Consider the following 20,043-nt stretch of genomic DNA (forward strand, 5'->3'; position numbering starts at 1 on the left):
CAGTCCCGGGAGGACCTCTGCAACAGTGGGCGGCACTTTACCAGCGCTCTTGCGTTCTGGGAACCCCTGAAGCAAATAAATTTCATGGAAAACAGCTACTTATTTTCAAACCCGTGTTTTGTGAGCGTGTTTGTGGGCTTTTTCACGGGTCGCAGGGTACTCAGTCCGGGTCAGGCGAAATCAGTCGCTGCTGCAACCAAGCAGAATCCAGCGTTGGCCTTGGGCATGGACATCGAGCGCGAACTCCCAGAACACGGGATAGCCGGGGTGACCCTTTCTTAGCCAGAAAGTGCTCACCTGATCAGCCTGTTCAACGTGTGCGGCTTCCAGCAGTTTCCCGGCAAGCTGCAAGACCTCGGCTCGTTTCAGTTCCAGATCGATAGGGCCGGCGCCCTCATCGCCAGGGTAGGTCAATGATTCAATGACCAGCTCCTTTGCATCCTCGACGGACAACGGTGTCGTGCGATCCACCTCACAGTTGCCTGAAACTGAAGCCCTGAGCGCATCGACCAATGACTGATTCGCGTTTAGAGGACCGTAAACGTTAACCCACACCTGATAATTCCACCCGTAAAGCAGGTGCTCCAATCGAAGGAAATCCTCGGGTCTGTTATCACTTGCGACCTGCATGAACGCTTCCTTTAACCAAGGTGTTTGCCACGAAACCGATTGCGCATTGATCGCAGTAAAGTCCGTTGATGAATTGCTCAAGAGGCGGGGCATTGAGCGATTGCGGCTCGCACTCGTCTATGGCCAGTTGATCCAGCCGGCGATAGCCTGTTTTTTCTTCCTCGGGAAACAGCTTGCTCGGGCTGGCAGCGCCGATGAGGATACTTTTGGGGCGAACGGCGTGAGCCGAGCCGCAGCGAGGGCAGGCCTCTTCGCAGTCACGTTGCATGGCATGACCTGACACATAGAGAGAGGCCGCCAAGGATACAGATGTTCTTGACGGTGGTCTCTCCCGTGCAGCGTCCGGCTCAGCTCAACGTACTCGGCGCCACCCCCAGCAACCCCGTCAACGTGTTCATGATCGCCTGCTGACGGGCGCGGTCCGTCTGGTGCCTGGCCTCGGCGGCCGCGACGTCAGCGTGGCAATGCGGGCAGATCGATTCGTTGGGGTGAATGTACTGCAGGCAACTGCGACACAGCGCCAGTTGCACGGGGATTCGTCCTTCCTCCGGCGATTTCTGGCCCTGATTGATCCACGCCAGTTTGATCACCTGGCCGCTATCGCTGACGCTGCTGACTGGCTCGCCGGTGTCGATACGTTCGGTGATCAGGTCGAAACGGCCGACGGCGAAGGAGCGTTGCGCAGCGTCTTCGAGTTTGACGATGCGCTCGCGCAGTCCGCGTTTTTGCAGTTCCAGAGTGCGGTAATGGCAGTAAGGATTGTTGCCGGGCTTGCCCAGCAGCGAGTGCGATGTCCAGGTGCAACCGCCCCGGCAGACATCGTTGTAATAGCAACTGCGGCAGTAGCCCCACAGGTCGTCGACCGAGCGCAGGCGGCCGAAGTGGATGCCTTCGCTGTAGTGCCAGATGTCGTGCAGGCTCATGTTGCGCACGTTGCCGCCGGAGAAACCGACGGTCGCCAGCGACGGGCAGCCTTTCACTGTGCCGTCGGCCTCAAGCGCCAGCACGGTCTGGCCCGCCGCGCAGCCGCTCCAGTGCACGCGCTCGTCCCCGAAGCCGCGCCACAAATGTTCGTAAGGGCCGTAGTAGCCAATGTTGTTGCCGACGTTCATCAGCAGGCCGCGATCCACGCCTTCGCGGTACAGGCGCGCGAGCAGCGGCATCACTTCCAGCAGTTGATAGGGTTGCAACAGCAGTTCCGGGTGATCCACGGCGTTGCCCATGGCCACGGTGATCTGGATCTGCCAGTGGGTGGCGCCGAGTTCGATGATGGTGTCCATCAGTTCCGGCAAATCAGGCAGGGTCGCCGCACCGATCTGGGTGTTGACACTCACCGCCAGCCCGGACGCCTTGGCCCGGCGCAGGGTGTCGACCGCCTTGTCGAACGAACCGGGCACGTTACGCACCTTGTCGTGCAACGGCGCGAGCCCGTCCAGAGAGATCCCGACCCCGTTGAGACCCGCATCGACTGCGGCCTGCATCTTCGCCGGCGTCAGGTTGCGCCCGCCGGTCTGGATTGCGCAGTACATGCCGTGGTCGTGGATGGCCTGGATCAGTTGCGTCCAGTCCTTGCGCAAATAGGCTTCGCCGCCGATCAGGGTGATCTCGCGGGTGCCGAGGGCAGCGAGGGAATCGATCACGTCGAGGCATTCACGGGTGTTCAGTTCATCGGGGCGTCGATGACCCGCGCGTGAGCCGCAATGCAGGCATTTGAGGTCGCAGGCCAGGGTGATTTCCCAGACCACGTGCACCGGCACGTAGCGTTTGAGATCGGTGTCACTGAGGTAACGGGCAGGGCGGATGTCTGTCATGGGAGATCCTTGCGCACGGACCTGTGCGCGGCACGATTGGAATGACCTCGATTCGCCGCAAGACCGGGCGAGGCCGGCAGTGACCTCGCCCGGGGCGTGCGGTTTAGCGTGCTTCCAGACGCGCGATTTCTGCGTTCAGTTGCTCAAGGGCACTGCGCAAGGCTCCTTCGTGAGCCAGTTGCTGCTCGCCTTGTTGCACCGCTGTTTTCAGTTGCGCCAGATCACCGCTGGCCTGGGCCGTCTGCACGGCTACGGCATACAGCGGATGGACGTGATGCTCCGGCGGCTGTGGCTCGACACTGGGCGCCTGATGCACGGCGACGTGACGTACGTCATGCCACTGGCCGTTTTCGTTGTAGCGGTAATCGACAAAACCGCTGCTCCAGTCGTTCAGAATGCCCTTAAGGTGAAAGGTCTGGGCGATCTGACTCAGCGGGCCACTTGGACTCCCGTCGAGGGTCAGGATGATGTAGTTCTCGGCCGACGGCGTCAGCCTTGCCTCGGAATAGTCGCCCCAGACCCGGGCATGAAAATTGACCGGCGGCCAGGTGCTTTGAAAGACGCTGGCCACACCGCTGACTTTTTTGCGGACGGTATCGACAACGATATCGAGGGTCAGAACAGGTGCGCCGAGCAGGGAATTGCTGGCGATGAGGCGGGTGTGAAAAAGTCCGATCGACATGATGCTGCTCCCTTGTGAATGTATGGGTTCCAATAGCCGATCAACGACTTTGCAAGCGGCTGATTTCTTTCTTGGCGGCGTCCACCGCGATCCGCAACTGCGGCAACTGCTCCAATTGCTGCCTGGCAAGTCCCGACAGGTTTTTCATCTGGGCCAGGTCGCCGCTGGCGATGGCGCCCTGAATCGGCGCGGCATACAGCGGCAGAACCGGTTTGTGCCGCTCGATCACCGGGCCGGGATTGAAAGATGGCAGGACGTTCGAATGCACCTCCACCAGATGTGCCGGCACATTGTTCAGTTCGTGCCAGCGCTGGCCGTCGAAATACTCATAGTTGGCCACGCCTTCACGCCAGTCAGTGCCGACCACCAGATGAATCTTGAAGTTGATGATGGAGTTGGAGCCGGGGCCTCCATGGTTGCCTTGAGCGGTGATCAGGATCTTGCTGACACCGGGCTTCATGACCGTCATGTAGGTGTATTCGCCCCAGACATCCGAGTCGACGTCGAGTGGCGGATTGGTCGCTTGAGTGATGGCGGCGTTGCCGGTGACATGCTGCTGTGGCGTGGACACCAGCAGGTTCAACGCAAGACTTTGCGCCCCCGGCTGACCCGTGCCGATCCGATAGCTCACGGGGAACAAGCCGACATTTTGTTGCTGAACTGAACCAGACATGTGAATTGCCTCCATTGCAATGGGGTTGATGGCCTTAGTGTTTTTCCAGACGGGAAACTTCTTTGGCCAGTTTTTCGTACGCGGTTTGCAGCTCCTTCGCTTCCGGCTTCGTTGAATCGCGCTGCTTCAACAAAGTCTTCATCTGTTGCAGATCACCGCCCGTGATGGCGCTCTGGATGGCGACGCCGTAAGGTGGCATGTTGTGTTTTGAGCCAGTCATATCGAGGGTTTCCTCGTGGTGGTTGCCGAACATCCCCTTCAGGCGAGGGGCGTCTTTCCTGACAGGCAGGCGACAGCCAGCGGCAGGAAACACTGGCGACAGTGGTGCCTGGCGAGGTGAAGGCCTGATCCATCCGGATCCGTCAAATCGTGGTGATTGAATGGGCGTCGATGCGACGCCGAGGGCGTCAGCCGAAACCGTCGGGTCTGCTGTCAGGCCCGCTGTTCGGAATCGGGAGGCGCGTCTGCCGTGGCAGAGGGCAAGAGAAGTTCGCCTGTACGTTGGTCATCTTTCTGTCCTTGATAGAAAGCAACGAAACACAGGGATAGGTTGTTCACTCATCAAGAGTGCATTAACCCGCAAGCACAAAAACCATCCCTGATTTTTCTTCCAGTGCTGCTGATGGCGTTCGTCGATGGACGTTTGCCAAGTGGCCAGCATATCGCCAGCCACGCAACCCTAGCCCTGTTTGTTCGGGGCTGCCAGAAAAAGCGCCGAACGGTCATGGCCGCTGCTATCCTGCGCGAATCATGAAGCAGGCAGTGGATGAGCGCGCTGTATGAACACGAATCGTGACCAGTTTCCCTTGCCCGAAGACCTCAAGGTATTCCTGACGGTCATCCGCAAGAACAGCTTCGCCAGCGCCGCCGACGAGTTGGGCTATTCGCCGGCCTACGTCAGCAAACGCATCGCGGTACTCGAAAGCACGCTCTCGACAAAACTGTTGCACCGCACCACCCGGCGTATCGCCCTGACCGACGATGGCGAGCGGGTGCGGATCTGGGCAGAAAAGCTGCTGGGGGACTTCGATGATTTCCTCGGCGAGATTGCCCAGGCCCGGCACCAGCCGGCGGGTTCGCTGCACATTTGCAGCAGCTTCGGTTTTGGCCGCAATCACGTCGCACCGGCGATCAGCCAACTGGCCCGAACTTGCCCGAAGCTCGACATCCGCCTGGACGTATTCGACCGCGTGGTCGATCTGGTGGGCGAGGGCTTCGACCTGGAAATCCTCGTCGGCGATGACCTGCCGGGCCAGCACCTGGCGCGCAAACTGGTCAGCAATCGGCGGGTGCTGTGCGCCACGCCGGACTACCTCGAGCGCCGGGGCACGCCGCAAACCCTTGAGGATCTGCAAGACCACGATTGCCTGGTGCTGAAGGAGCGCAACAATGCGTTCGGCATCTGGGAGCTCAGCAAAGACGGGCAGCAGGAATCGGTGCGGGTCAGCGGCCCGTTGTCCTCCAACAGTGGCGAAATCGTCATGGAGTGGGCCCTGAGCGGCGGCGGGATTCTGTTGCGCTCGATGTGGGACGTCAAACCGATGCTCGAACAGGGGCGGCTGGTGCAGGTGCTGGAGGATTACACCCAGAGTGCCAACGTCTGGGCGGTGTTCCCGACGCGGCTCAGCGAGTCGGCCAAGCTGCGGGTCTGCGTGGAGTTTCTCGAAGAGTATTTCCGCGACTTGTCTGTCGAATGAAAAACCGGGTGGTTCAGTGAGCCACCCGGTTTTTTGTGTTCAGCCCAGCCAGGGGTTTTCTGCCAGATGTCGCGCTTCAAACGCGCGAATCTGCTCGGTCCGTTGCAGCGTTGTGCCGATAGCGTCCAGACCCAGCAGCAGTGACTGTTTGCGCAACTCATCAATCTCGAAAGCGATCCGTGTTCCGTCCGCCAGCTCGATGGTTTGCTCGGGCAAGTTAACGCGGATATGCGCGGTTGCCGGAACGCTGATGACTTCGGCAACCTGCTTCAACTGCGCGGCATCGAGCTGAATCGCCAACACGCCGTTGCGCTGACAGTTGTCGTAGAAAATCCCGGCAAACGTGGTGCCGATCAGCGCCCGGATCCCGACCTGCTTCAAGCCCCATACCGCGTGCTCACGGCTGGAGCCGCAGCCGAAATTCGGTCCGGTCACCAGAAACGCCGCGTCCTGCCAGGCGGGCTGATTGAGCACGAACTCGGGATTGGGTTCGCCTGAGGCCAGAAAACGCAGATCGAAAAACAGCCCCCGATCCAGCCCCTGACGATCAATGCCCTTGAGAAACTGCTTGGGCATGATCACGTCGGTGTCGATGTTGGCCGCCAGGAACGGCGCGGCGCTGCCGCTGATAGTGGTGAACGGTTGCATGGCTCAAACTCCCGGCGCGAAGGCGCGAACGTCAGTCAAATGTCCGGTGATGGCGGCTGCGGCGACCATTGCCGGGCTCATCAGGTGGGTGCGCGCCCCGGCGCCCTGACGACCTTCGAAATTGCGATTGGTGCTGGACGCGCAGCGATCACCCGGCGCCAGCACGTCGTCGTTCATCGCCAGGCACATCGAGCAGCCCGATTGCCGCCATTCGAAACCGGCGTCGCGAAAGATCTGCGCCAGCCCTTCGGCTTCCGCCTGATCGCGCACCAGCGTCGAGCCGGGCACGATCATCGCCCGCACGTGGGGCGCCACGTGCTTGCCGCGCACCACGCGGGCAACGTCACGCAAGTCTTCGATCCGCGCATTGGTGCAGGAGCCGATGAAGGCGTGGCTGATCACCACTTCGCTCAGCGGCGTGCCGGGTGTCAGGCCCATGTAGTCGAGGGCGCGTTGCAGGCCTTGGCGCAGAATCGGATCGGGCTGGCTGGCCGGGTCCGGCACTCGTCCGCCGACCGGAGCGGCCTGATCCGGGCTGGTGCCCCAGGTGACCATCGGTTCCAGAGCCGAGACATCCAGGCTGACTTCACTGTCGAACACCGCGCCATGGTCGCTGTGCAGGCCTTTCCAGCGCTCGACCGCCTGCTCCCAGAGTTCGCCTTTCGGCGCGCGCGGCTTGAGTTGCAGATAGGCGAAGACCTTGTCGTCCGGTGCCATGAACGCCCCACGGGCACCGGCCTCCACGGCCATGTTGCAGATGGTCATGCGTGCTTCGACGCTGAGATCGCTGATCGCCGGGCCGGTGAATTCGATGGCAAAACCGGTGGCCCCCGAAGCACCGATCTGCTCGATCAGCGCCATGATGATGTCTTTCGACGTGACGCCCGCACCCAGCTCACCGTTGACCGTCACCCGCATGGTTTTCAGGCGTTTGTAGACCAGGGTCTGCGTCGCCAGCAGGTGTTCGATTTCCGAGGTGCCGATGCCGAAACCGAAGGCGCCCAGTGCGCCGTAAGTGGTGGTGTGGCTGTCACCGGCCGCCACCACCATGCCCGGCAAAATAAAACCCTGTTCCGGCGCCACGACGTGTTCGATGCCCTGGCGCTTGTCCAGCACATCGAACAGCTCGATGCCGAAGTCGCGGCAGTTCTCTTCGAAGTACGACACCTGCCGCGCACCGCCCGCGTCGGGCATGGTCGCGATGCGCATCGGCGCCGTGGGGTTCACATGATCGACCACCGCCAATGTCGCAGCGGGCCGCCAGACTTTGCGTCCGGCGTCGCGCAGTCCGCTGAAAGCCTGAGGGCTGGTGTATTCGTTGGCGACCTGGCGGTCGATGTAGAGCAGCACGTGGCCCTGATCGTCGAGGGTGCAGACGGTGTGGCTGTCGATGTGCTTTTGGTACAGGGTTCTGGGGCTGGGCATGGCGTTGGCTCTTTTCTGTCAGTGCAAAACAACGTACGGACAGAGTCATTGATCGCCGAAACGGCATCAATAGCGCTTTGGTGATGCCATAGGACACGAAGTGTGAACAGTCATCACGTCAACGGCGATTGAAATTACTGCTTTGGCGCACGAGCAGCATCGCCGCTATCTCCTGCAATCAGCAAACGCTTCAGTAGCTCTCGCTGGTCTGCACTTGGAGCCACCCCTCGGGTTTCGCCCTCCAGAACGACGACACCATCCTCGTTGGTCAAGGTGACGACTGCCGTCGCGCGTCCTTTGCTATCTAATTCCGTGATCAGCCAAACGCATGTCACGGTGTCTCCCGGATAAACCGGGCGCTTGAAATTAAAAGTCATCGACGCCGCCAGCCAGCCGATCTGACCACCAATTTCAGTAACCAGGCTGGCCGTCAGCAATCCGTGCGAGACGGGCGCTTTGAAGTGATGTGCTTCGGCAAAGCGCTGGTCGAAATGCACGGGATTGTAGTTGCGGGAAATCTGCGCAAAACGCAGGATGTCTTCGACCGAGAAGCAGCGGGAGAGGGTGAAGCGGTCGCCGATTTTCAGACCGTCGGCCGCGCGTTGTCTGAAGCTTTTCATCGATGGTTTTTTTCCTGTGCACGATCAAGAGGAAATACATGCTCGGGCCCCGGAAACCTCCCCGTTTGCACATCGTCGGCGAAGTCGCGGGCCGCGCCGAGCAGCACACCGCGAAGGTCGGCGTATTGCTTGACGAATCTGGGCAGGTGTCCGGTCCTCAACCCCGCCATGTCCTGCCATACCAACACTTGAGCATCGCAGCCCACGCCAGCGCCGATGCCAACGGTGGGGATGGAAACGGCGGCGGTGATTTGCGCCGCGACTTCGTCGGGCACCATTTCAATCAGCAATGCAAAGGCGCCTGCGGCTTCAAAGGCACGAGCACTCTCGATCAGCCGATGTGCCTCCTGCCCCCGTCCCTGAACACGATAGCCGCCGAGTTGATGTTCAGCTTGCGGTGTGAATCCGATGTGCGCCATGACAGGTATTCCGGAGCGCGCCAGTAGCGCGACTTGCGGCAGCATCTCCATGTCACCTTCGATCTTGACGGCATGTGCACTTCCTTCCTTCATGAAGCGCACGGCGGTATGGAAACATTGCTCCGGCGTGGCCTGATATGAACCGAACGGGAGGTCGGCGATCACCAGCGGTCTGCGCGTCGACCGGCTGACGGCACGCACCAGAGGGATCAACTCATCAACCGTCACAGGTAATGTCGACTCATGGCCGAAGACGTTGTTGGAGGCCGAGTCACCCACCAGCAAAACGGGAATTCCGGCCTCTTCGAAGATGCTCGCGGCGTACATGTCGTAGGCCGTGAGCATCGCCCATTTCTGGCCGAGCACCTTCATTTGCTGAAGATGAGGAATGCGAACGCGTGAGTGCGGGTTCTGGTTGTTGCCATAGGGCGAGGTTGTGTCACTCATGGTTGTGCCTTTTGTGAGCGTCATTTTCAGGTGGGTATCTGTTCTGCCAGCAGAAACGCTGCGATCAACACCATGATTGCGCCAGAAAGGCGACTGACGAATCGCGCAGCCACGGGACGTGCCTGTAGAACAGAACGAGAGCCGAATCCGACCAACAGGTAAATCACCCCACAGCTGAAAGCGTGTAAAAGCCCCAGCGCCATGATCTGTATCGGCACCGGCCATGCCGCTGTCGGGTCGGTAAATTGCGGCAGCAGGGCCAGGAACAAAAGAAAGACCTTGGGATTGAGGCCGCTGACGCAGGCACCCTTGATCGTCCAGCGTGACCAGGAACCCGACGTCTGGTTCTCTGCCGCTTCGGGCGTGGAGGGATTTCGCAACATGTTGATGCCCAGCCACAGCAGATAAAGGCTGCCGGCGATCGTCAGTATCGAGAGGGCGAGGGGATTGCTCGCCACCAGTCCTCCGACACCGGCCGCCACTACCAGCGTTGCAAGCAAATGCCCGATCAGTAATCCCGCCACGGCGGGCAGCACGACACGGCCAACCAGACCCGCCGAAATGGCGTATGCCCAGTCTGCACCGGGGGTGATCACGAACAGAAACGAAACCGCCCAGAAGGCGGCGAACAGACTCAGGGACATCTTTTATCTCGTAAACAGTGGGCTTTTGGCGTGCAACGTTCACGAAAAAGAATATTGGAATCGGGCTAGAATCTTTTCCCAAATATTCCAGCAGTGGCAGTGTGATGTGGGAGAAAAGCGTTAATGGACAGAATTGATCAGAAGATTCTTGCCGAGCTGCAAGCCGACGGTCGTCTGTCGATCACAGAACTGGCTGATCGGGTCGGGCTCAGTCTCTCTCCTTGCCATCGTCGGGTTCGGGCGCTCGAAGAGAGCGGGGTGATCATCGGCTATCGTGCGCAACTGGCGCCGGGCGCGCTGGGGCTGAACTTTTCGGCGATGGTGTTTGTGACGCTACGCGAGGGCAATCGCCAGGCGGTGGAAGCGTTTGAAGACGCAGTGACGCAGATCCCGCAAATCGTCGAAGCGCAACGATTGTTCGGTGAGCCCGATTACCTGCTGCACGTCGTTGCGCGGGATCTGCCGGCCTTTCAGCAGCTCTATGACGAGCGCTTGTCGACCTTGCCGAATGTCCAGCGACTGACTTCTACGCTGGTGATGAAACGGGTGATTCAGGATCGTTCGCTGCCGCTTTGAACGACAGCGAACGGTTACTCGGTGGCGTCAAAGGCCTTGTGGTAGCTGACGACACCGATTGGCAACTCCCCACCAAACGCCAACGCCTGAAAGTACTCCGCCGGAATCCCCGGCAACTCCAGGCCCGCATGGGCCTTGAAGCCGAAGCGGCCGTAGTAGCCCGGATCACCCAGCACCACGCAGCCAACGCCGCCGATGCGCTGCAACTCCGCCAGCGAGGCCTTCATCAGCGCCGAGCCGATGCCTTGCTGCTGGCGGGTCGGGCATACGGAAATCGGGCCCAGTCCATACCAGCCTTGAGCGCCGGAGGAAATTGTCACGGGTGAAATGGCCACGTGGCCGACCACCGAGTCATTTTCCACTGCCACCAGCGAAACGCTGAGCTGGCCGGCGCTACGCAGCACGTTGACGATGAATTGTTCGGTGTGGCTGGAGTGTTCTTCGTGCTGGAACGCGGCCTCGGTGATTCGGGCGATGGCGTCGATGTCTTCGGGGCGTTCGTTGCGGAGGGTGATGTGTGTATTCATGCGTTCTCGGGTATCCCGGTCAATCAGGGTCCGAAGGGTTTCGAACAGCGGATCGGCGTTGGTGTATTGCTTGCCGTAGGCCAGGTTGAAGCCATAGTCGAAGTCTGGCGGATTCTTCCCTTGAGTGTGTTGTAAAAGTGTTTCCAGCTTGTCCAGTGCCTTCACGGCTTTGGCTTCGGGAGAACGGGCGTTTTCGTAGTCGTCCCAGAGTGCGAGGATTTCGCTTCTCAGCGCGTCGTCCAGAGAACGGGTGAGCAGCAGCAAGTCGTTGCGTTCCTGTTCGCCCTTGTCGGGAAAACCGGCTTGATCGACTGCCGGAATGTCACCGTTGATGGCCTCGCCGAGGTCATGGATGACGCACATTTTCAGGACTTTCAGCACATCGAGCCCGGCCAGGTCGTCGGCGAACACGATCGCCATCAGGCACAGGCGCCAGCTGTGTTCGGCGGTGCTTTCGCTGCGCCCGGAGGAAGTGTGCGCGCTTCTGAGGACATCCTTGAGCCGCTCTGCTTCGCGCAGGAATTCGAGGCGTCCCTTGATCTTTTCGAGGTTCATACAGTGGCCGGAGTAAAGAGAGCAGGGTTCAAAGCCTAGGCCCGGCCTCGATCATCGTCCACGCATAAAATATGCGGCGCGCGGTCTACAGCGTTTCCACCAGCCGTGCGGCGGTGCCGTCGGAGAGGGCGATCCGCGTCCAGCGGCAGAGACTCGGCTGGATCGGCACGAGGGCGGAGTCATTGCTGCCCGTCAGGAATTCCAGAGCCGGCGGCGCCTGGACTTCTCGCCAACCGGTGTCATCCAGCAAGTATTCCTTGTGCCGGATTTCCGCTGTCGCAAAGCGCCACAGCGATTGCCCCAGCAGATCGCTCAGCGGACTGCTGAACTGCGCGGCGCGGGCCGGGGAGCAGGCGAGCAGGCGATGGGTCAGGTCGCAGACCAGGTGAACCGGCTGTGCGCTTTCCGTCACCAGCCGTGCGAGGGCCTGATCGGCGGCGCTATCGAGTCGCGCCGCGAGCAGCGTTTCGAGTTGCCGATGCGCGTCCGGGTCCATTGCCTGCACTCCGCTTTCCCAACGGGAAATCGTCGACTGGGTCACCTTGAACAACTCGGCGGCATGGCTCTGCTTGACGCGATGCAGCACACGCCAGCGGCGCAGGGCGATGCCGGGGAGACTGGGCTTGAGCAAGGTGTCGGGCATGGCGATGGATCGCAAAAGGAATGCGGGCCGACAGTCTGAAGACTGTCGGCCCGTGCTGCAAATCGACGCGATATCAGGTCATTCCGGCACCCTGGCGATCACCTTGATCTCGAACTGAAATCCATACAGCCACGTCACGCCGACCGCCGTAATGGTCGGGTGCGGCGCCTCGCCCCAGAACTCGGGAACCACTTCCCAGATGGTTTCGAAAGTCGATTGCGGGTCGACCATGAACACCGTCACGTCCACTACGTCATCGAAGCTGCCGCCGGCTGCGCCGAGAATCGCGTTGAGGTTGGTGAAGGCCCGGCGCACCTGTTGCTTCAGATCCGGCTCGGGCGAGCCGTCCTCAAGGCTGCCGACTTGCCCGGAGACAAACAGAAAACCGTTGGATCGAACGGCCGGCGAATAGCGATTGCGCTCGTACAAGGCATGACGTCCGGGCGGAAAAACCACGTCGCGTTTTGGCTGGGTATGGGTCATGAGGTGTCTCCTTCAATGGGTTGAAAACCTGCGATGGAGAAACTCTAGGGACTTGCATCGGCCCGATAAACGCGCAACCTTGGCGTTCACTGTTTTGGATAGCCAAACAATCGAGCCGCCATTAGAGGTTGGATATGGACCGTTTCGACGCGATGCAGGCCTTCACCCGAGTGGTAGAGGCGGGCAGTTTCACCAAAGCCGCCGAAACCTTGCACATGAGCAAGACCACCGTGACCCATCTGGTGCAGCAACTGGAGGCGCGCCTGCGGGTCAAGTTGCTCAACCGCACCACGCGCAAGGTCAACGTTACCGCTGACGGTGCGATTTACTACGAGCGGGTGGTCAGGTTGCTGGCGGACCTGGACGATGCTGAAACCGGTATTAGCCAGGCTTCTGCTGCACCCCGCGGGCGGCTGCGGGTGGATGTGCCGAGCCCGCTGGCGCGCCTGATCCTGATACCGGCGTTGCCGGACTTTCACCGGCGTTATCCGGATATTCAGATCGACATGGGCGTCAGTGATCGCATCGTCGACATCATCGATGAAAACGTGGACTGCGTGGTGCGCGGCGGCGAGTTGCTGGATCAGTCGCTGATGGCCCGTCGGGTTGCCGATCTGCAACTGGGAGTATTTGCGGCGCCGAGCTATCTGGCGCGCGCCGGCACGCCTCTGCACCCTAGCGAGCTGGAAGACACGCAGCATCGGGTGGTGGGATTTCTCTGGGCGCGTACCGGCAAACCGGTGCCTTACGCCTTGCGCAACGCCAACGAGTCTCTCCTGATCAAGGGCCGGCATGTGCTGGCGGTCGATGATGGCAACGCCTATCTGGCGGCCGGCCTTGCCGGTCTGGGTGTGCTTTGGTTACCTCGCTACATGTCGGCTGAACATGAGGCCCGGGGCGAGCTGGTGGCGCTGTTCGAAGATTGGGATCTTGAGCCGATGCCGCTGTACGTCGCGTATCCGCCGAACCGGCATATCAGCCAAAAGCTGCGGGTATTTATCGATTGGATCGTGGCGTTGATGGCCGAGCATGCCAATGGCCCGGAACTTGCTCGCCGCGCTCCCGGACTGTCAAATAAATAGCGAATAACGGCAATCACAACAGTCGACAGTCTGGATGCACCGCTATTCACACATGGAGCGTCACCCGCAATGAATATGTACATCGATATTGTCGGCGCGTGCAATTTGAGCTGCCCTTCGTGTCCGATGGGTAACTCGGAGAACGTCAACTTCAAGAAAGCCATGCAAGTTGACATGTTCAGGAAAATCGTCGAGAAGGCCCGCAGAGAAGGGGTCGAGTCGATTTTTCTTTACAACTGGACCGAGCCGTTGATCCACCCGCGAATCGGCGAGTTTGTCGAAATCATCAACGCGGCCGGTTTGCGCAGCGGTATCAGTTCCAATTTGAATCTGGCGAAAAACATGGAGACGGCGATGCTCGCCAATCCATGGTTCTTCCGTATCTCGCTGTCCGGGTTTTATCAGCAGACGTACGAACAGGGACACGTGGGCGGTGACATCGAAGTCGTCAAGGCCAACATGATCAAACTGCATGAGCTCAAGCAGCAACATGGCTTGAACACGCGGATCGAGGTCTATTACCACCGCTACCTGGACAACATGGAAGAAGAAGGGCTGATGCGTGAATTCAGCCAGCGTCTGGGCTTCGAGTTCTCGACCGGCTATTCAGTGATGATGCCGCTGGAGAAAACGCTGGCGCTGATCGAGCGCGACCCGTCGGTGACCGATACCGACCGCGAGACGCTGCAGCGACTCGCGCTGCCACCCTACGACGACCTGGTCAATCTGGTCCGTCAGTATCCACAGCAGGCCTGCACGCTCAAGGATGACTGGCTGGTACTCGACTGCAATGGCAACACCATCCTGTGTTGTTCCATTTTCAATCAGACCGAATATCAGGTCGGCAAGTATCTGGACATGCCGCTGGCGCAACTGACCGGGCTCAAGTCCACTCAGTCGAACTGCATCGACATGTGCAATCGCTGCGCGAACAACGGATTGCACATCTACTCGGCGCACTCCAATCGGGGTCCGCTGGAGAGTCACGCGGTCAACCGGATTATCGATTTCCAGCGGCGCACGATCATGGGCTTGCCGATCGATAGCGACCGGCTTGGGCGCAGTGGCGAAGTCAGTGCCGAGAACTTCGACGAAGCGCAATATCTACATATGAACCAGGACGTCAAAAACGCGATTTCCACCGGGGCATTCACCAGCGGTTATCAGCACTACGTCCTGTTCGGTCGGCTGGAAGGCCGGCTCGGCGCAGGTCATTTCACGACGGTCTGAGCCTGCAGGTCGGGTTCTGCCAGTTGAGCTGACAGCCATTGACTGAAGCATCGCGCCATCGGGTCGTTCTCGCTGTCGCGATGGGTCAGCATCGCCCAGTTCGGGCCGCGAATGGTTTGCTCCACCAGAGGCTGCAACAGCCCGTTTTCCAGTGCCTGGCGGCTGAGCAATCGGCTGACCAGCGCAATCCCGAGACCTGAACACGCCGCGTCCAGCAGCAGGCCGGGATCAGAGAAGCTCAAGCCCTGATCCTGCTGCCCTATATCGATTCCAGCTTCCACGGCCCAATGGCTCCAGTCCATTTCCCGCTCGCCGTGCAGCGTCGTGCGTTGCGCGGCGGGCTGCGCCAACACGCTCGGATGGCACGCCGGATAGAGGCGGTCGGCATGCAGAACCTTGAAGCTGCACTCAGCCTGAGAACTGATGTCGTCGCGCACCGCGATATCGATGGTTTGTGTCGCCATGTCCGGCACTTCATCGGTGCTGTAAATCCACAGATCGACCTGCGGGTGCTGTTGCCGGAAATCCGCCAGGCGCGGCAGCAACCAGTGCCGGGCAAACGCCGGCGTGGTGTTGAGCACCAGTTGATTGGGTTTCTGGTACTGCCCCAGCCGGCGGATGCCCACCGACAGTTGCTGCAACATCGCCTGGGTGGTGCTGAGCAGATCGTGGCCGGCGTCGGTCAGGGCGACGCTGCGTCCGCTGCGAAAAAACAGCGGCTGCTCCAGATACGCCTCAAGGCTGCGGATCTGCTGGCTGATGGCCGACTGCGTGAGGCTCAGCTCTTCGGCAGCCTTGTGAAAACTGCCCAGCCTTGCGGCAGCTTCGAAGCCGCGCAACGAGCTGAGGGGTGGCCAGTGTTTCAGCATGATCGATAAGTTCCTCTAATCAGTTTTCCGCTAAATCCATCGTTTGTTTGCCCTTCAGGCCGCCATTAGCATGCACGTCAACGCCGCCAAGGCTGTTTTCATTGAACACAATGGCTTAACTCAAAGGGCTTTTTACCATGCAGCAGAACAAAAACAACAACAGCGGTTGGATGATGCCGGCAGAGTGGGTAACGCACGCCGCGACCTGGATGGTCTGGCCCCACAACAAGGCCCTGTGGGAGTCGGGCTGGCGCGTGACCCTGCCGCTGGTGCAGGAAGATTTCGCCCGCGTTGCCAATGCCATCGCCCGGTTCGAACCGGTGAAAATGGTCGTCGATCCGTCGGCCATCGCCAGCGCCAAGGCCTTGTGCGGGCCGAACATCGAACTGATTCCGCTGGCGGTCAACGACAGCTGGTGCCGCGACTCCGGCCCGAGCTTCGTCGTTCATCCGGAGCAAGGTCTGGCCGGTGTGAGCTGGCGCTTCAACGCCTGGGGCGGCAAGTCGGCCCATGACCTGGACGAAAGCCTGGCCCGCCGCGTACTCAATCATTTGGGCGGCGAGTGCTTCGGTACGGCGCTGAGCAACGAGGGCGGCGCAATCCATGTGGACGGCGAGGGCACCTTGATCACTACCGAATCGGTGCTGCTCAACCCCAACCGCAACCCCGGCGTGAGCAAGGCCGAGATGGAAGAAATCTTCAGCCGTCTGCTCGGCGTGAAGAAAACCATCTGGTTGCCGGGCGATCCGGATTACGTCACCGGCGACATGACCGACGGCCACGTCGATGGCGTCTGCGCTTTCGCCCGTCCTGGCGTGTTGCTGGTGGATGCCACTCACGATCGCAGCTCGGTGTACGCCGAAGTGGTGCGGGAAAACCGCCGCGCGCTGGAGCTGGCCACCGACGCCCAGGGTCGCAAATTCGAGCTGATCGAGCTGTATGAAGCCACCGATGCGGTGGACACCGAAGCCGAAGTGTTCTGCGCTTCGTACACCAACTTCTACATCGCCAACGGCGCGATCATCATGCCGGCGTACGGCATCGAGGCCGACCATGTGGCGGCAGAAACCCTGTCCAAGGCATTCCCGGGCCGTGAAGTGGTGCCGGTGCAGATCAATCACCTGGCCCATGGCGGCGGCGGTGTGCATTGCATCACCCAACAGCAGCCAGCCTGGCCGGTGGAGGGTTGATCGATGACGATGTTGAAAGTCGCTACCACCCAGATGCCGTGCACCTGGGACCTGAAAGGCAACCTTGATCGCGCCGAGCAGTTGGTGCGTGAAGCGGCGGCGCAGGGCGCACAAGTGATTCTGTTGCAGGAGCTGTTCGCCACGCCGTATTTCTGCATCGAGCAGAGTCACCATCACATGGCGCTGGCTGAGGAATATCGCGACAGTCAGGTGCTGTCGCGCTTCGCCGCACTGGCCCGGGAACTTGGCGTGGTGCTGCCGCTGAGCTGGTACGAAAAGGCAGGTAACGCCTACTTCAATTCCCTGAGCGTGGCGGATGCCGACGGGCGTTTGTTGGGCGTGTACCGCAAGACCCACATCCCCAATGCCATCGGCTATCAGGAGAAAGAATATTTCAGCCCCGGCGACACCGGTTTCAAAGTCTGGGACACCGCATTCGGCCGCCTCGGTGTTGGTATCTGCTGGGATCAGTGGTTCCCGGAAACCGCCCGCTGTCTGGCGTTGATGGGCGCTGAGGTGTTGCTGTATCCGACCGCCATTGGCTCGGAACCGGGCTGCGCGGATCTGGACTCGCGGGACCACTGGCAGATGACCATGCGCGGCCACGCGGCTGCCAACCTGCTGCCGGTGATCGCCTCCAACCGTGTTGGCCGCGAAGTGGCCGGCACCGATGCGACGCTGCAAATGAATTTCTACGGCTCGTCGTTCATCTGCAACCACAAGGGAAAAATGCTCGCCGAAGCCGACCGCGCCAGCACCGGCGTGCTGGTGCAAAGCCTGGATCTGGCAGCCATGCGCGAAGATCGCCTGAGCTGGGGCATCTACCGCGACCGGCGCCCGGAAATGTACGGCGCGTTGTTGAGTCAGGACGGCCGTCATCTTCACGCTCGCTGGAATCCTCAAGGAGTCTGATATGCACACCTCACACAAGTGGTTGCTGGGCGCCCTGGGCCTGGCGCTGGCTGGTCTGATGCCCGTCGTACACGCCGAAGACAAGACCCTGCGGCTGTACAACTGGGCGGATTATTTCGCCGAAGACACCCTGAGCAAATTCACCGCCGAAACCGGGATCAAGGTGATCTACGACGTGATGGACGGCAGCGAAACCCTGGAGGCCAAGATGCTCTCCGGCGGCAGCGGCTACGACCTGATCTTCCCCGGCGACACCGTGGCCGAACGCCTGATGCGCGCCGGCAGCCTGTTGCCGCTGGATCCTTCGAAAGTCACGGCGATGAACGACATCGAACCGGGCCTGCAAAAACTGCGCAGCCATTACGAGCATTCGAACAAGGCCACGGTGCCGTACACCTGGGGCACCATCGGTCTGACTTATAACGCCGAGCAGGTCAAACAACGCATGGCCGACGCCCCGGTCAACAGCCTCGACATGCTGTTCAAACCGGAACTGGCCGCGAAGTTCGCCGATTGCGGGATTTCGATGATCGACTCCCCGGACGAAGTGCTGGCCGTGGTGCTCAATTATCTGGGCCGTGATCCGCGCAGCGCCAAGCCTGCGGATCTGGCGGCGGCCAGTGACTTGCTGATGAAACTGCGGCCGTACATCCGCAAGTTCCAGTCGCAACCGGTGACCGATCTGGTCAACGGCAACCTGTGCCTGTCCCTCGGCTACAGCGGCGACATGACCCAGGCCCAGCGCACCTCGGACAGCGCCGGCAAGCAGACCCGCTTCCAGTACCGCGTGCCCCGCGAAGGCACCACGGTGTGGATGGACACCATGGCCATTCCGGTGGATGCCAAACACCCGGAATACGCCTACGCGTTCATCAACTTCGTGATGCGCCCGGAGAACATGGCCGCGATCAGCAATTTCACCGGTTACCCGACCTCCAACGCCAAGGCCCGGCCAAACGTGGATGAGGCGATGCGCAACAACCCGGACATCTACCTCGACGAAGCGACCTATGCTCGTCTGATACCGGGCAAGGATATTCCCCAGGCCGACATGCGCGCCCGCATGCGCACCTGGACCAAGTTCAAGACCGCCACTGCAAAGTGATTTTTCCGGGCCGCTTCGGCGGCCCCTTACACATCAGGAACGTACACATGCCCACTCGTCGCGAGTTCATCAAACAGGTTTCAGTCGCCGCCGGCGTAGGCGCTGCCGTCATGGGCCTCGGTCTGTCCCCGGCGCGGGTGCTGGCGGCCAGCGAAGGTCGCTGGTTCATGCCCGACGAGGGCGACAAACACGAACGTGCCTACATGGCCTTCGGCGCGCAGGACGCGATCTGGGAGGACTTCACCGAAGACGTCCAGGAAGCCCTGGGCCGCATCGCCCGCGCCATCTCTCGCTACGAACCGCTGACCATCTACTGCCGTAGCAGCGAGCGCAGCCTGGCCGAAGAGATTTGCGGCACGTCCAACATCACCTATCAGATCGCCAACCTCGACGACATCTGGATGCGTGACATCAGCGCCAACTTCGTCATCGATGACAAAAGCGGCCTCGGTGCGGTGGACTTCAATTTCAGCGGCTGGGGCAACAAGCAGCAGCACTCGAAAGACGCGAAAATCGCCCAACGAGTGGCACAAGACGCGCAAGCGACCTACATCCGCAGCGAACTGGTGGGCGAGGGCGGCGGTATCGAAGTCGATGGCCACGGCACCGGGATCATGACCGAAAGTTGCTGGGTCAACGCCAACCGCAACCCCGGCTGGAGCAAGGCCGATGTCGAGGCGGAACTGAAAGCACGCCTGGGCCTGCGCAAGATCATCTGGCTGCCGGGCATCAAGGACAAGGACATCACCGATGCCCACGTCGATTTCTACGCGCGATTCGTCAAGCCGGGCGTGGTGATCGCCAACCTCGACACCGACCCGCAATCCTACGATCACAAGGTCACGCTGGCGCATCTGGAAATCCTGAAGAAGGCCACCGACGCCGACGGTCGTCCGTTGCAGATCCACACCGTGTCGCCACCGCTGAAGCCGCGCAAGACCAAGTTCAACAAGAACAACGACGACTTCGCGGCCGGTTACATCAACTACTTCGTCATCAACGGCGCGGTCATCGCCCCGGAGTTTGGCGACAAGGACGCCGACAAGAAGGCCTTCGACCTGCTCAAACAGCTCTATTCGAACCGCGACGTGGTGCAGATCAACATCGACGCCATCGCCGCCGGTGGTGGCGGGATTCACTGCGTGACCAGTCACCAGCCGGCGTGAGGCCGTTCC

Annotated in this window: 23 protein-coding genes and 1 pseudogene; 8 read left to right on the forward strand and 16 right to left on the reverse strand. The window is 60.6% G+C overall.

Translation table 11 applies throughout. The features are described from left to right. Positions 1-180 precede the first annotated feature (180 nt). The 6 genes from M5B98_RS00140 to M5B98_RS00165 form a co-directional block, all read right to left on the reverse strand. Positions 181-630: a hypothetical protein gene (locus M5B98_RS00140; RefSeq protein ID WP_248741331.1), complete on the reverse strand. Its 450-nt coding sequence runs from the start codon at positions 628-630 to the stop codon at positions 181-183. Further along, entirely contained in the window at positions 614-898 is a 285-nt protein-coding gene (locus M5B98_RS00145; protein ID WP_248741332.1) for a hypothetical protein, read from the reverse strand. Before M5B98_RS00145 ends, M5B98_RS00140 begins: the two co-directional genes overlap by 17 nt. A gap of 79 nt (positions 899-977) precedes the next feature. Continuing rightward, positions 978-2,441 (reverse strand): GDL motif peptide-associated radical SAM/SPASM maturase, encoded by a 1,464-nt coding sequence (locus tag M5B98_RS00150; protein ID WP_248741333.1) that lies wholly within the window; start codon positions 2,439-2,441, stop codon positions 978-980. 103 nt (positions 2,442-2,544) lie between these two features. Beyond that, a complete protein-coding gene (locus M5B98_RS00155) occupies positions 2,545-3,123 on the reverse strand; it encodes a DUF1842 domain-containing protein (RefSeq protein ID WP_248741334.1) in 579 nt (192 codons plus the stop codon). 40 nt (positions 3,124-3,163) lie between these two features. Next, positions 3,164-3,796, reverse strand: coding sequence for a DUF1842 domain-containing protein (locus M5B98_RS00160; protein ID WP_248741335.1), 633 nt, complete (start codon positions 3,794-3,796; stop codon positions 3,164-3,166). A gap of 34 nt (positions 3,797-3,830) precedes the next feature. Next, complete coding sequence (locus tag M5B98_RS00165; protein ID WP_085708738.1) at positions 3,831-4,016, reverse strand: DUF1843 domain-containing protein; 186 nt, start codon at positions 4,014-4,016, stop codon at positions 3,831-3,833. Between the two features lie 559 nt (positions 4,017-4,575). On the opposite strand from M5B98_RS00165, the gene M5B98_RS00170 reads away from it, so the two are divergent. Next, positions 4,576-5,493 carry a LysR substrate-binding domain-containing protein gene (locus M5B98_RS00170; protein ID WP_248741336.1) on the forward strand — a complete coding sequence of 306 codons (918 nt, stop codon included), beginning with the start codon at positions 4,576-4,578 and terminating at the stop codon, positions 5,491-5,493. Between the two features lie 39 nt (positions 5,494-5,532). Here the strand turns inward: M5B98_RS00170 and leuD are convergent, their stop codons facing one another. From leuD to M5B98_RS00195, 5 genes are all read right to left on the reverse strand, one after another. Then, positions 5,533-6,141, reverse strand: coding sequence for a 3-isopropylmalate dehydratase small subunit (gene leuD / locus M5B98_RS00175; RefSeq protein WP_248741337.1), 609 nt, complete (start codon positions 6,139-6,141; stop codon positions 5,533-5,535). A gap of 3 nt (positions 6,142-6,144) precedes the next feature. Then, a complete protein-coding gene (gene leuC, locus M5B98_RS00180) occupies positions 6,145-7,566 on the reverse strand; it encodes a 3-isopropylmalate dehydratase large subunit (protein ID WP_248741338.1) in 1,422 nt (473 codons plus the stop codon). A gap of 134 nt (positions 7,567-7,700) precedes the next feature. Then, positions 7,701-8,186: a MaoC family dehydratase gene (locus M5B98_RS00185; RefSeq protein ID WP_248741339.1), complete on the reverse strand. Its 486-nt coding sequence runs from the start codon at positions 8,184-8,186 to the stop codon at positions 7,701-7,703. After that, the gene (panB, locus tag M5B98_RS00190; protein ID WP_248741340.1) at positions 8,183-9,052 is read right to left on the reverse strand and encodes a 3-methyl-2-oxobutanoate hydroxymethyltransferase; all 870 of its coding nucleotides are present in this window, start codon (positions 9,050-9,052) and stop codon (positions 8,183-8,185) included. Before panB ends, M5B98_RS00185 begins: the two co-directional genes overlap by 4 nt. 26 nt (positions 9,053-9,078) lie before the next feature. After that, complete coding sequence (locus M5B98_RS00195) at positions 9,079-9,696, reverse strand: LysE family translocator (protein ID WP_134826571.1); 618 nt, start codon at positions 9,694-9,696, stop codon at positions 9,079-9,081. Positions 9,697-9,819: 123 nt separating this feature from the next. Between M5B98_RS00195 and M5B98_RS00200 the strand changes: the two genes are divergently transcribed. Further along, on the forward strand, positions 9,820-10,272 hold the full coding sequence (locus M5B98_RS00200) for an Lrp/AsnC family transcriptional regulator (protein ID WP_248741341.1): 453 nt from the start codon (positions 9,820-9,822) through the stop codon (positions 10,270-10,272). Positions 10,273-10,286: 14 nt separating this feature from the next. Here the strand turns inward: M5B98_RS00200 and M5B98_RS00205 are convergent, their stop codons facing one another. The 4 genes and pseudogenes from M5B98_RS00205 to M5B98_RS00220 form a co-directional block, all read right to left on the reverse strand. Continuing rightward, complete coding sequence (locus M5B98_RS00205) at positions 10,287-10,799, reverse strand: GNAT family N-acetyltransferase (RefSeq protein ID WP_248742144.1); 513 nt, start codon at positions 10,797-10,799, stop codon at positions 10,287-10,289. Continuing rightward, positions 10,797-11,354 (reverse strand): annotated as a pseudogene (locus M5B98_RS00210) (HD domain-containing protein); the annotation flags it as partial. The gene M5B98_RS00205 and the pseudogene M5B98_RS00210, both read right to left, overlap by 3 nt. Before the next feature lie 85 nt (positions 11,355-11,439). Then, the gene (locus M5B98_RS00215; protein ID WP_248741342.1) at positions 11,440-11,997 is read right to left on the reverse strand and encodes a helix-turn-helix domain-containing protein; all 558 of its coding nucleotides are present in this window, start codon (positions 11,995-11,997) and stop codon (positions 11,440-11,442) included. Between the two features lie 78 nt (positions 11,998-12,075). Then, on the reverse strand, positions 12,076-12,480 hold the full coding sequence (locus M5B98_RS00220) for a RidA family protein (RefSeq protein ID WP_248741343.1): 405 nt from the start codon (positions 12,478-12,480) through the stop codon (positions 12,076-12,078). Positions 12,481-12,614: 134 nt separating this feature from the next. On the opposite strand from M5B98_RS00220, the gene M5B98_RS00225 reads away from it, so the two are divergent. Together M5B98_RS00225 and M5B98_RS00230 are read left to right on the forward strand one after the other, a co-directional pair. Further along, positions 12,615-13,562 (forward strand): LysR family transcriptional regulator, encoded by a 948-nt coding sequence (locus M5B98_RS00225; RefSeq protein WP_248741344.1) that lies wholly within the window; start codon positions 12,615-12,617, stop codon positions 13,560-13,562. A 69-nt stretch (positions 13,563-13,631) separates the two neighbouring features. Further along, a complete protein-coding gene (locus M5B98_RS00230; RefSeq protein ID WP_248741345.1) occupies positions 13,632-14,792 on the forward strand; it encodes a radical SAM protein in 1,161 nt (386 codons plus the stop codon). Here M5B98_RS00230 and M5B98_RS00235 read toward each other — a convergent pair. Beyond that, positions 14,774-15,661 (reverse strand): LysR substrate-binding domain-containing protein, encoded by an 888-nt coding sequence (locus M5B98_RS00235; protein ID WP_248741346.1) that lies wholly within the window; start codon positions 15,659-15,661, stop codon positions 14,774-14,776. The genes M5B98_RS00230 and M5B98_RS00235 overlap by 19 nt on opposite strands. 137 nt (positions 15,662-15,798) lie before the next feature. On the opposite strand from M5B98_RS00235, the gene M5B98_RS00240 reads away from it, so the two are divergent. From M5B98_RS00240 to M5B98_RS00255, 4 genes are read left to right on the forward strand one after another with little or no spacing between them, the layout of a single operon-like run. Continuing rightward, entirely contained in the window at positions 15,799-16,851 is a 1,053-nt protein-coding gene (locus tag M5B98_RS00240; RefSeq protein WP_248741347.1) for an agmatine/peptidylarginine deiminase, read from the forward strand. 3 nt (positions 16,852-16,854) lie between these two features. Next, on the forward strand, positions 16,855-17,763 hold the full coding sequence (aguB, locus tag M5B98_RS00245; RefSeq protein ID WP_248741348.1) for an N-carbamoylputrescine amidase: 909 nt from the start codon (positions 16,855-16,857) through the stop codon (positions 17,761-17,763). 1 nt (position 17,764) lies between these two features. Continuing rightward, positions 17,765-18,868: an extracellular solute-binding protein gene (locus tag M5B98_RS00250; RefSeq protein ID WP_248741349.1), complete on the forward strand. Its 1,104-nt coding sequence runs from the start codon at positions 17,765-17,767 to the stop codon at positions 18,866-18,868. A 47-nt stretch (positions 18,869-18,915) separates the two neighbouring features. Then, positions 18,916-20,034, forward strand: coding sequence for an agmatine/peptidylarginine deiminase (locus tag M5B98_RS00255; RefSeq protein ID WP_248741350.1), 1,119 nt, complete (start codon positions 18,916-18,918; stop codon positions 20,032-20,034). Positions 20,035-20,043 lie beyond the last annotated feature (9 nt).

The organism is Pseudomonas sp. MWU12-3088 (assembly GCF_023242405.1).
Lineage (GTDB): Bacteria > Pseudomonadota > Gammaproteobacteria > Pseudomonadales > Pseudomonadaceae > Aquipseudomonas > Aquipseudomonas kribbensis.

Excerpts from the sequence above, each read along its gene's own strand:
- M5B98_RS00255 (WP_248741350.1), top strand. The coding sequence starts at position 18,916 with ATGCCCACTCGTCGCGAGTTCATCAAACAGGTTTCAGTCGCCGCCGGC.
- M5B98_RS00205 (WP_248742144.1), bottom strand. The coding sequence starts at position 10,799 with ATGAATACACACATCACCCTCCGCAACGAACGCCCCGAAGACATCGAC.
- aguB (WP_248741348.1), top strand. The coding sequence starts at position 16,855 with ATGACGATGTTGAAAGTCGCTACCACCCAGATGCCGTGCACCTGGGAC.
- M5B98_RS00195 (WP_134826571.1), bottom strand. The coding sequence starts at position 9,696 with ATGTCCCTGAGTCTGTTCGCCGCCTTCTGGGCGGTTTCGTTTCTGTTC.
- leuD (WP_248741337.1), bottom strand. The coding sequence starts at position 6,141 with ATGCAACCGTTCACCACTATCAGCGGCAGCGCCGCGCCGTTCCTGGCG.
- M5B98_RS00150 (WP_248741333.1), bottom strand. The coding sequence starts at position 2,441 with ATGACAGACATCCGCCCTGCCCGTTACCTCAGTGACACCGATCTCAAA.
- M5B98_RS00225 (WP_248741344.1), top strand. The coding sequence starts at position 12,615 with ATGGACCGTTTCGACGCGATGCAGGCCTTCACCCGAGTGGTAGAGGCG.
- M5B98_RS00250 (WP_248741349.1), top strand. The coding sequence starts at position 17,765 with ATGCACACCTCACACAAGTGGTTGCTGGGCGCCCTGGGCCTGGCGCTG.
- leuC (WP_248741338.1), bottom strand. The coding sequence starts at position 7,566 with ATGCCCAGCCCCAGAACCCTGTACCAAAAGCACATCGACAGCCACACC.
- M5B98_RS00235 (WP_248741346.1), bottom strand. The coding sequence starts at position 15,661 with ATGCTGAAACACTGGCCACCCCTCAGCTCGTTGCGCGGCTTCGAAGCT.
- M5B98_RS00230 (WP_248741345.1), top strand. The coding sequence starts at position 13,632 with ATGAATATGTACATCGATATTGTCGGCGCGTGCAATTTGAGCTGCCCT.
- M5B98_RS00185 (WP_248741339.1), bottom strand. The coding sequence starts at position 8,186 with ATGAAAAGCTTCAGACAACGCGCGGCCGACGGTCTGAAAATCGGCGAC.
- M5B98_RS00215 (WP_248741342.1), bottom strand. The coding sequence starts at position 11,997 with ATGCCCGACACCTTGCTCAAGCCCAGTCTCCCCGGCATCGCCCTGCGC.
- M5B98_RS00140 (WP_248741331.1), bottom strand. The coding sequence starts at position 630 with ATGCAGGTCGCAAGTGATAACAGACCCGAGGATTTCCTTCGATTGGAG.
- M5B98_RS00220 (WP_248741343.1), bottom strand. The coding sequence starts at position 12,480 with ATGACCCATACCCAGCCAAAACGCGACGTGGTTTTTCCGCCCGGACGT.
- M5B98_RS00155 (WP_248741334.1), bottom strand. The coding sequence starts at position 3,123 with ATGTCGATCGGACTTTTTCACACCCGCCTCATCGCCAGCAATTCCCTG.
- M5B98_RS00170 (WP_248741336.1), top strand. The coding sequence starts at position 4,576 with ATGAACACGAATCGTGACCAGTTTCCCTTGCCCGAAGACCTCAAGGTA.
- M5B98_RS00200 (WP_248741341.1), top strand. The coding sequence starts at position 9,820 with ATGGACAGAATTGATCAGAAGATTCTTGCCGAGCTGCAAGCCGACGGT.
- panB (WP_248741340.1), bottom strand. The coding sequence starts at position 9,052 with ATGAGTGACACAACCTCGCCCTATGGCAACAACCAGAACCCGCACTCA.
- M5B98_RS00160 (WP_248741335.1), bottom strand. The coding sequence starts at position 3,796 with ATGTCTGGTTCAGTTCAGCAACAAAATGTCGGCTTGTTCCCCGTGAGC.
- M5B98_RS00165 (WP_085708738.1), bottom strand. The coding sequence starts at position 4,016 with ATGACTGGCTCAAAACACAACATGCCACCTTACGGCGTCGCCATCCAG.
- M5B98_RS00240 (WP_248741347.1), top strand. The coding sequence starts at position 15,799 with ATGCAGCAGAACAAAAACAACAACAGCGGTTGGATGATGCCGGCAGAG.
- M5B98_RS00145 (WP_248741332.1), bottom strand. The coding sequence starts at position 898 with ATGCAACGTGACTGCGAAGAGGCCTGCCCTCGCTGCGGCTCGGCTCAC.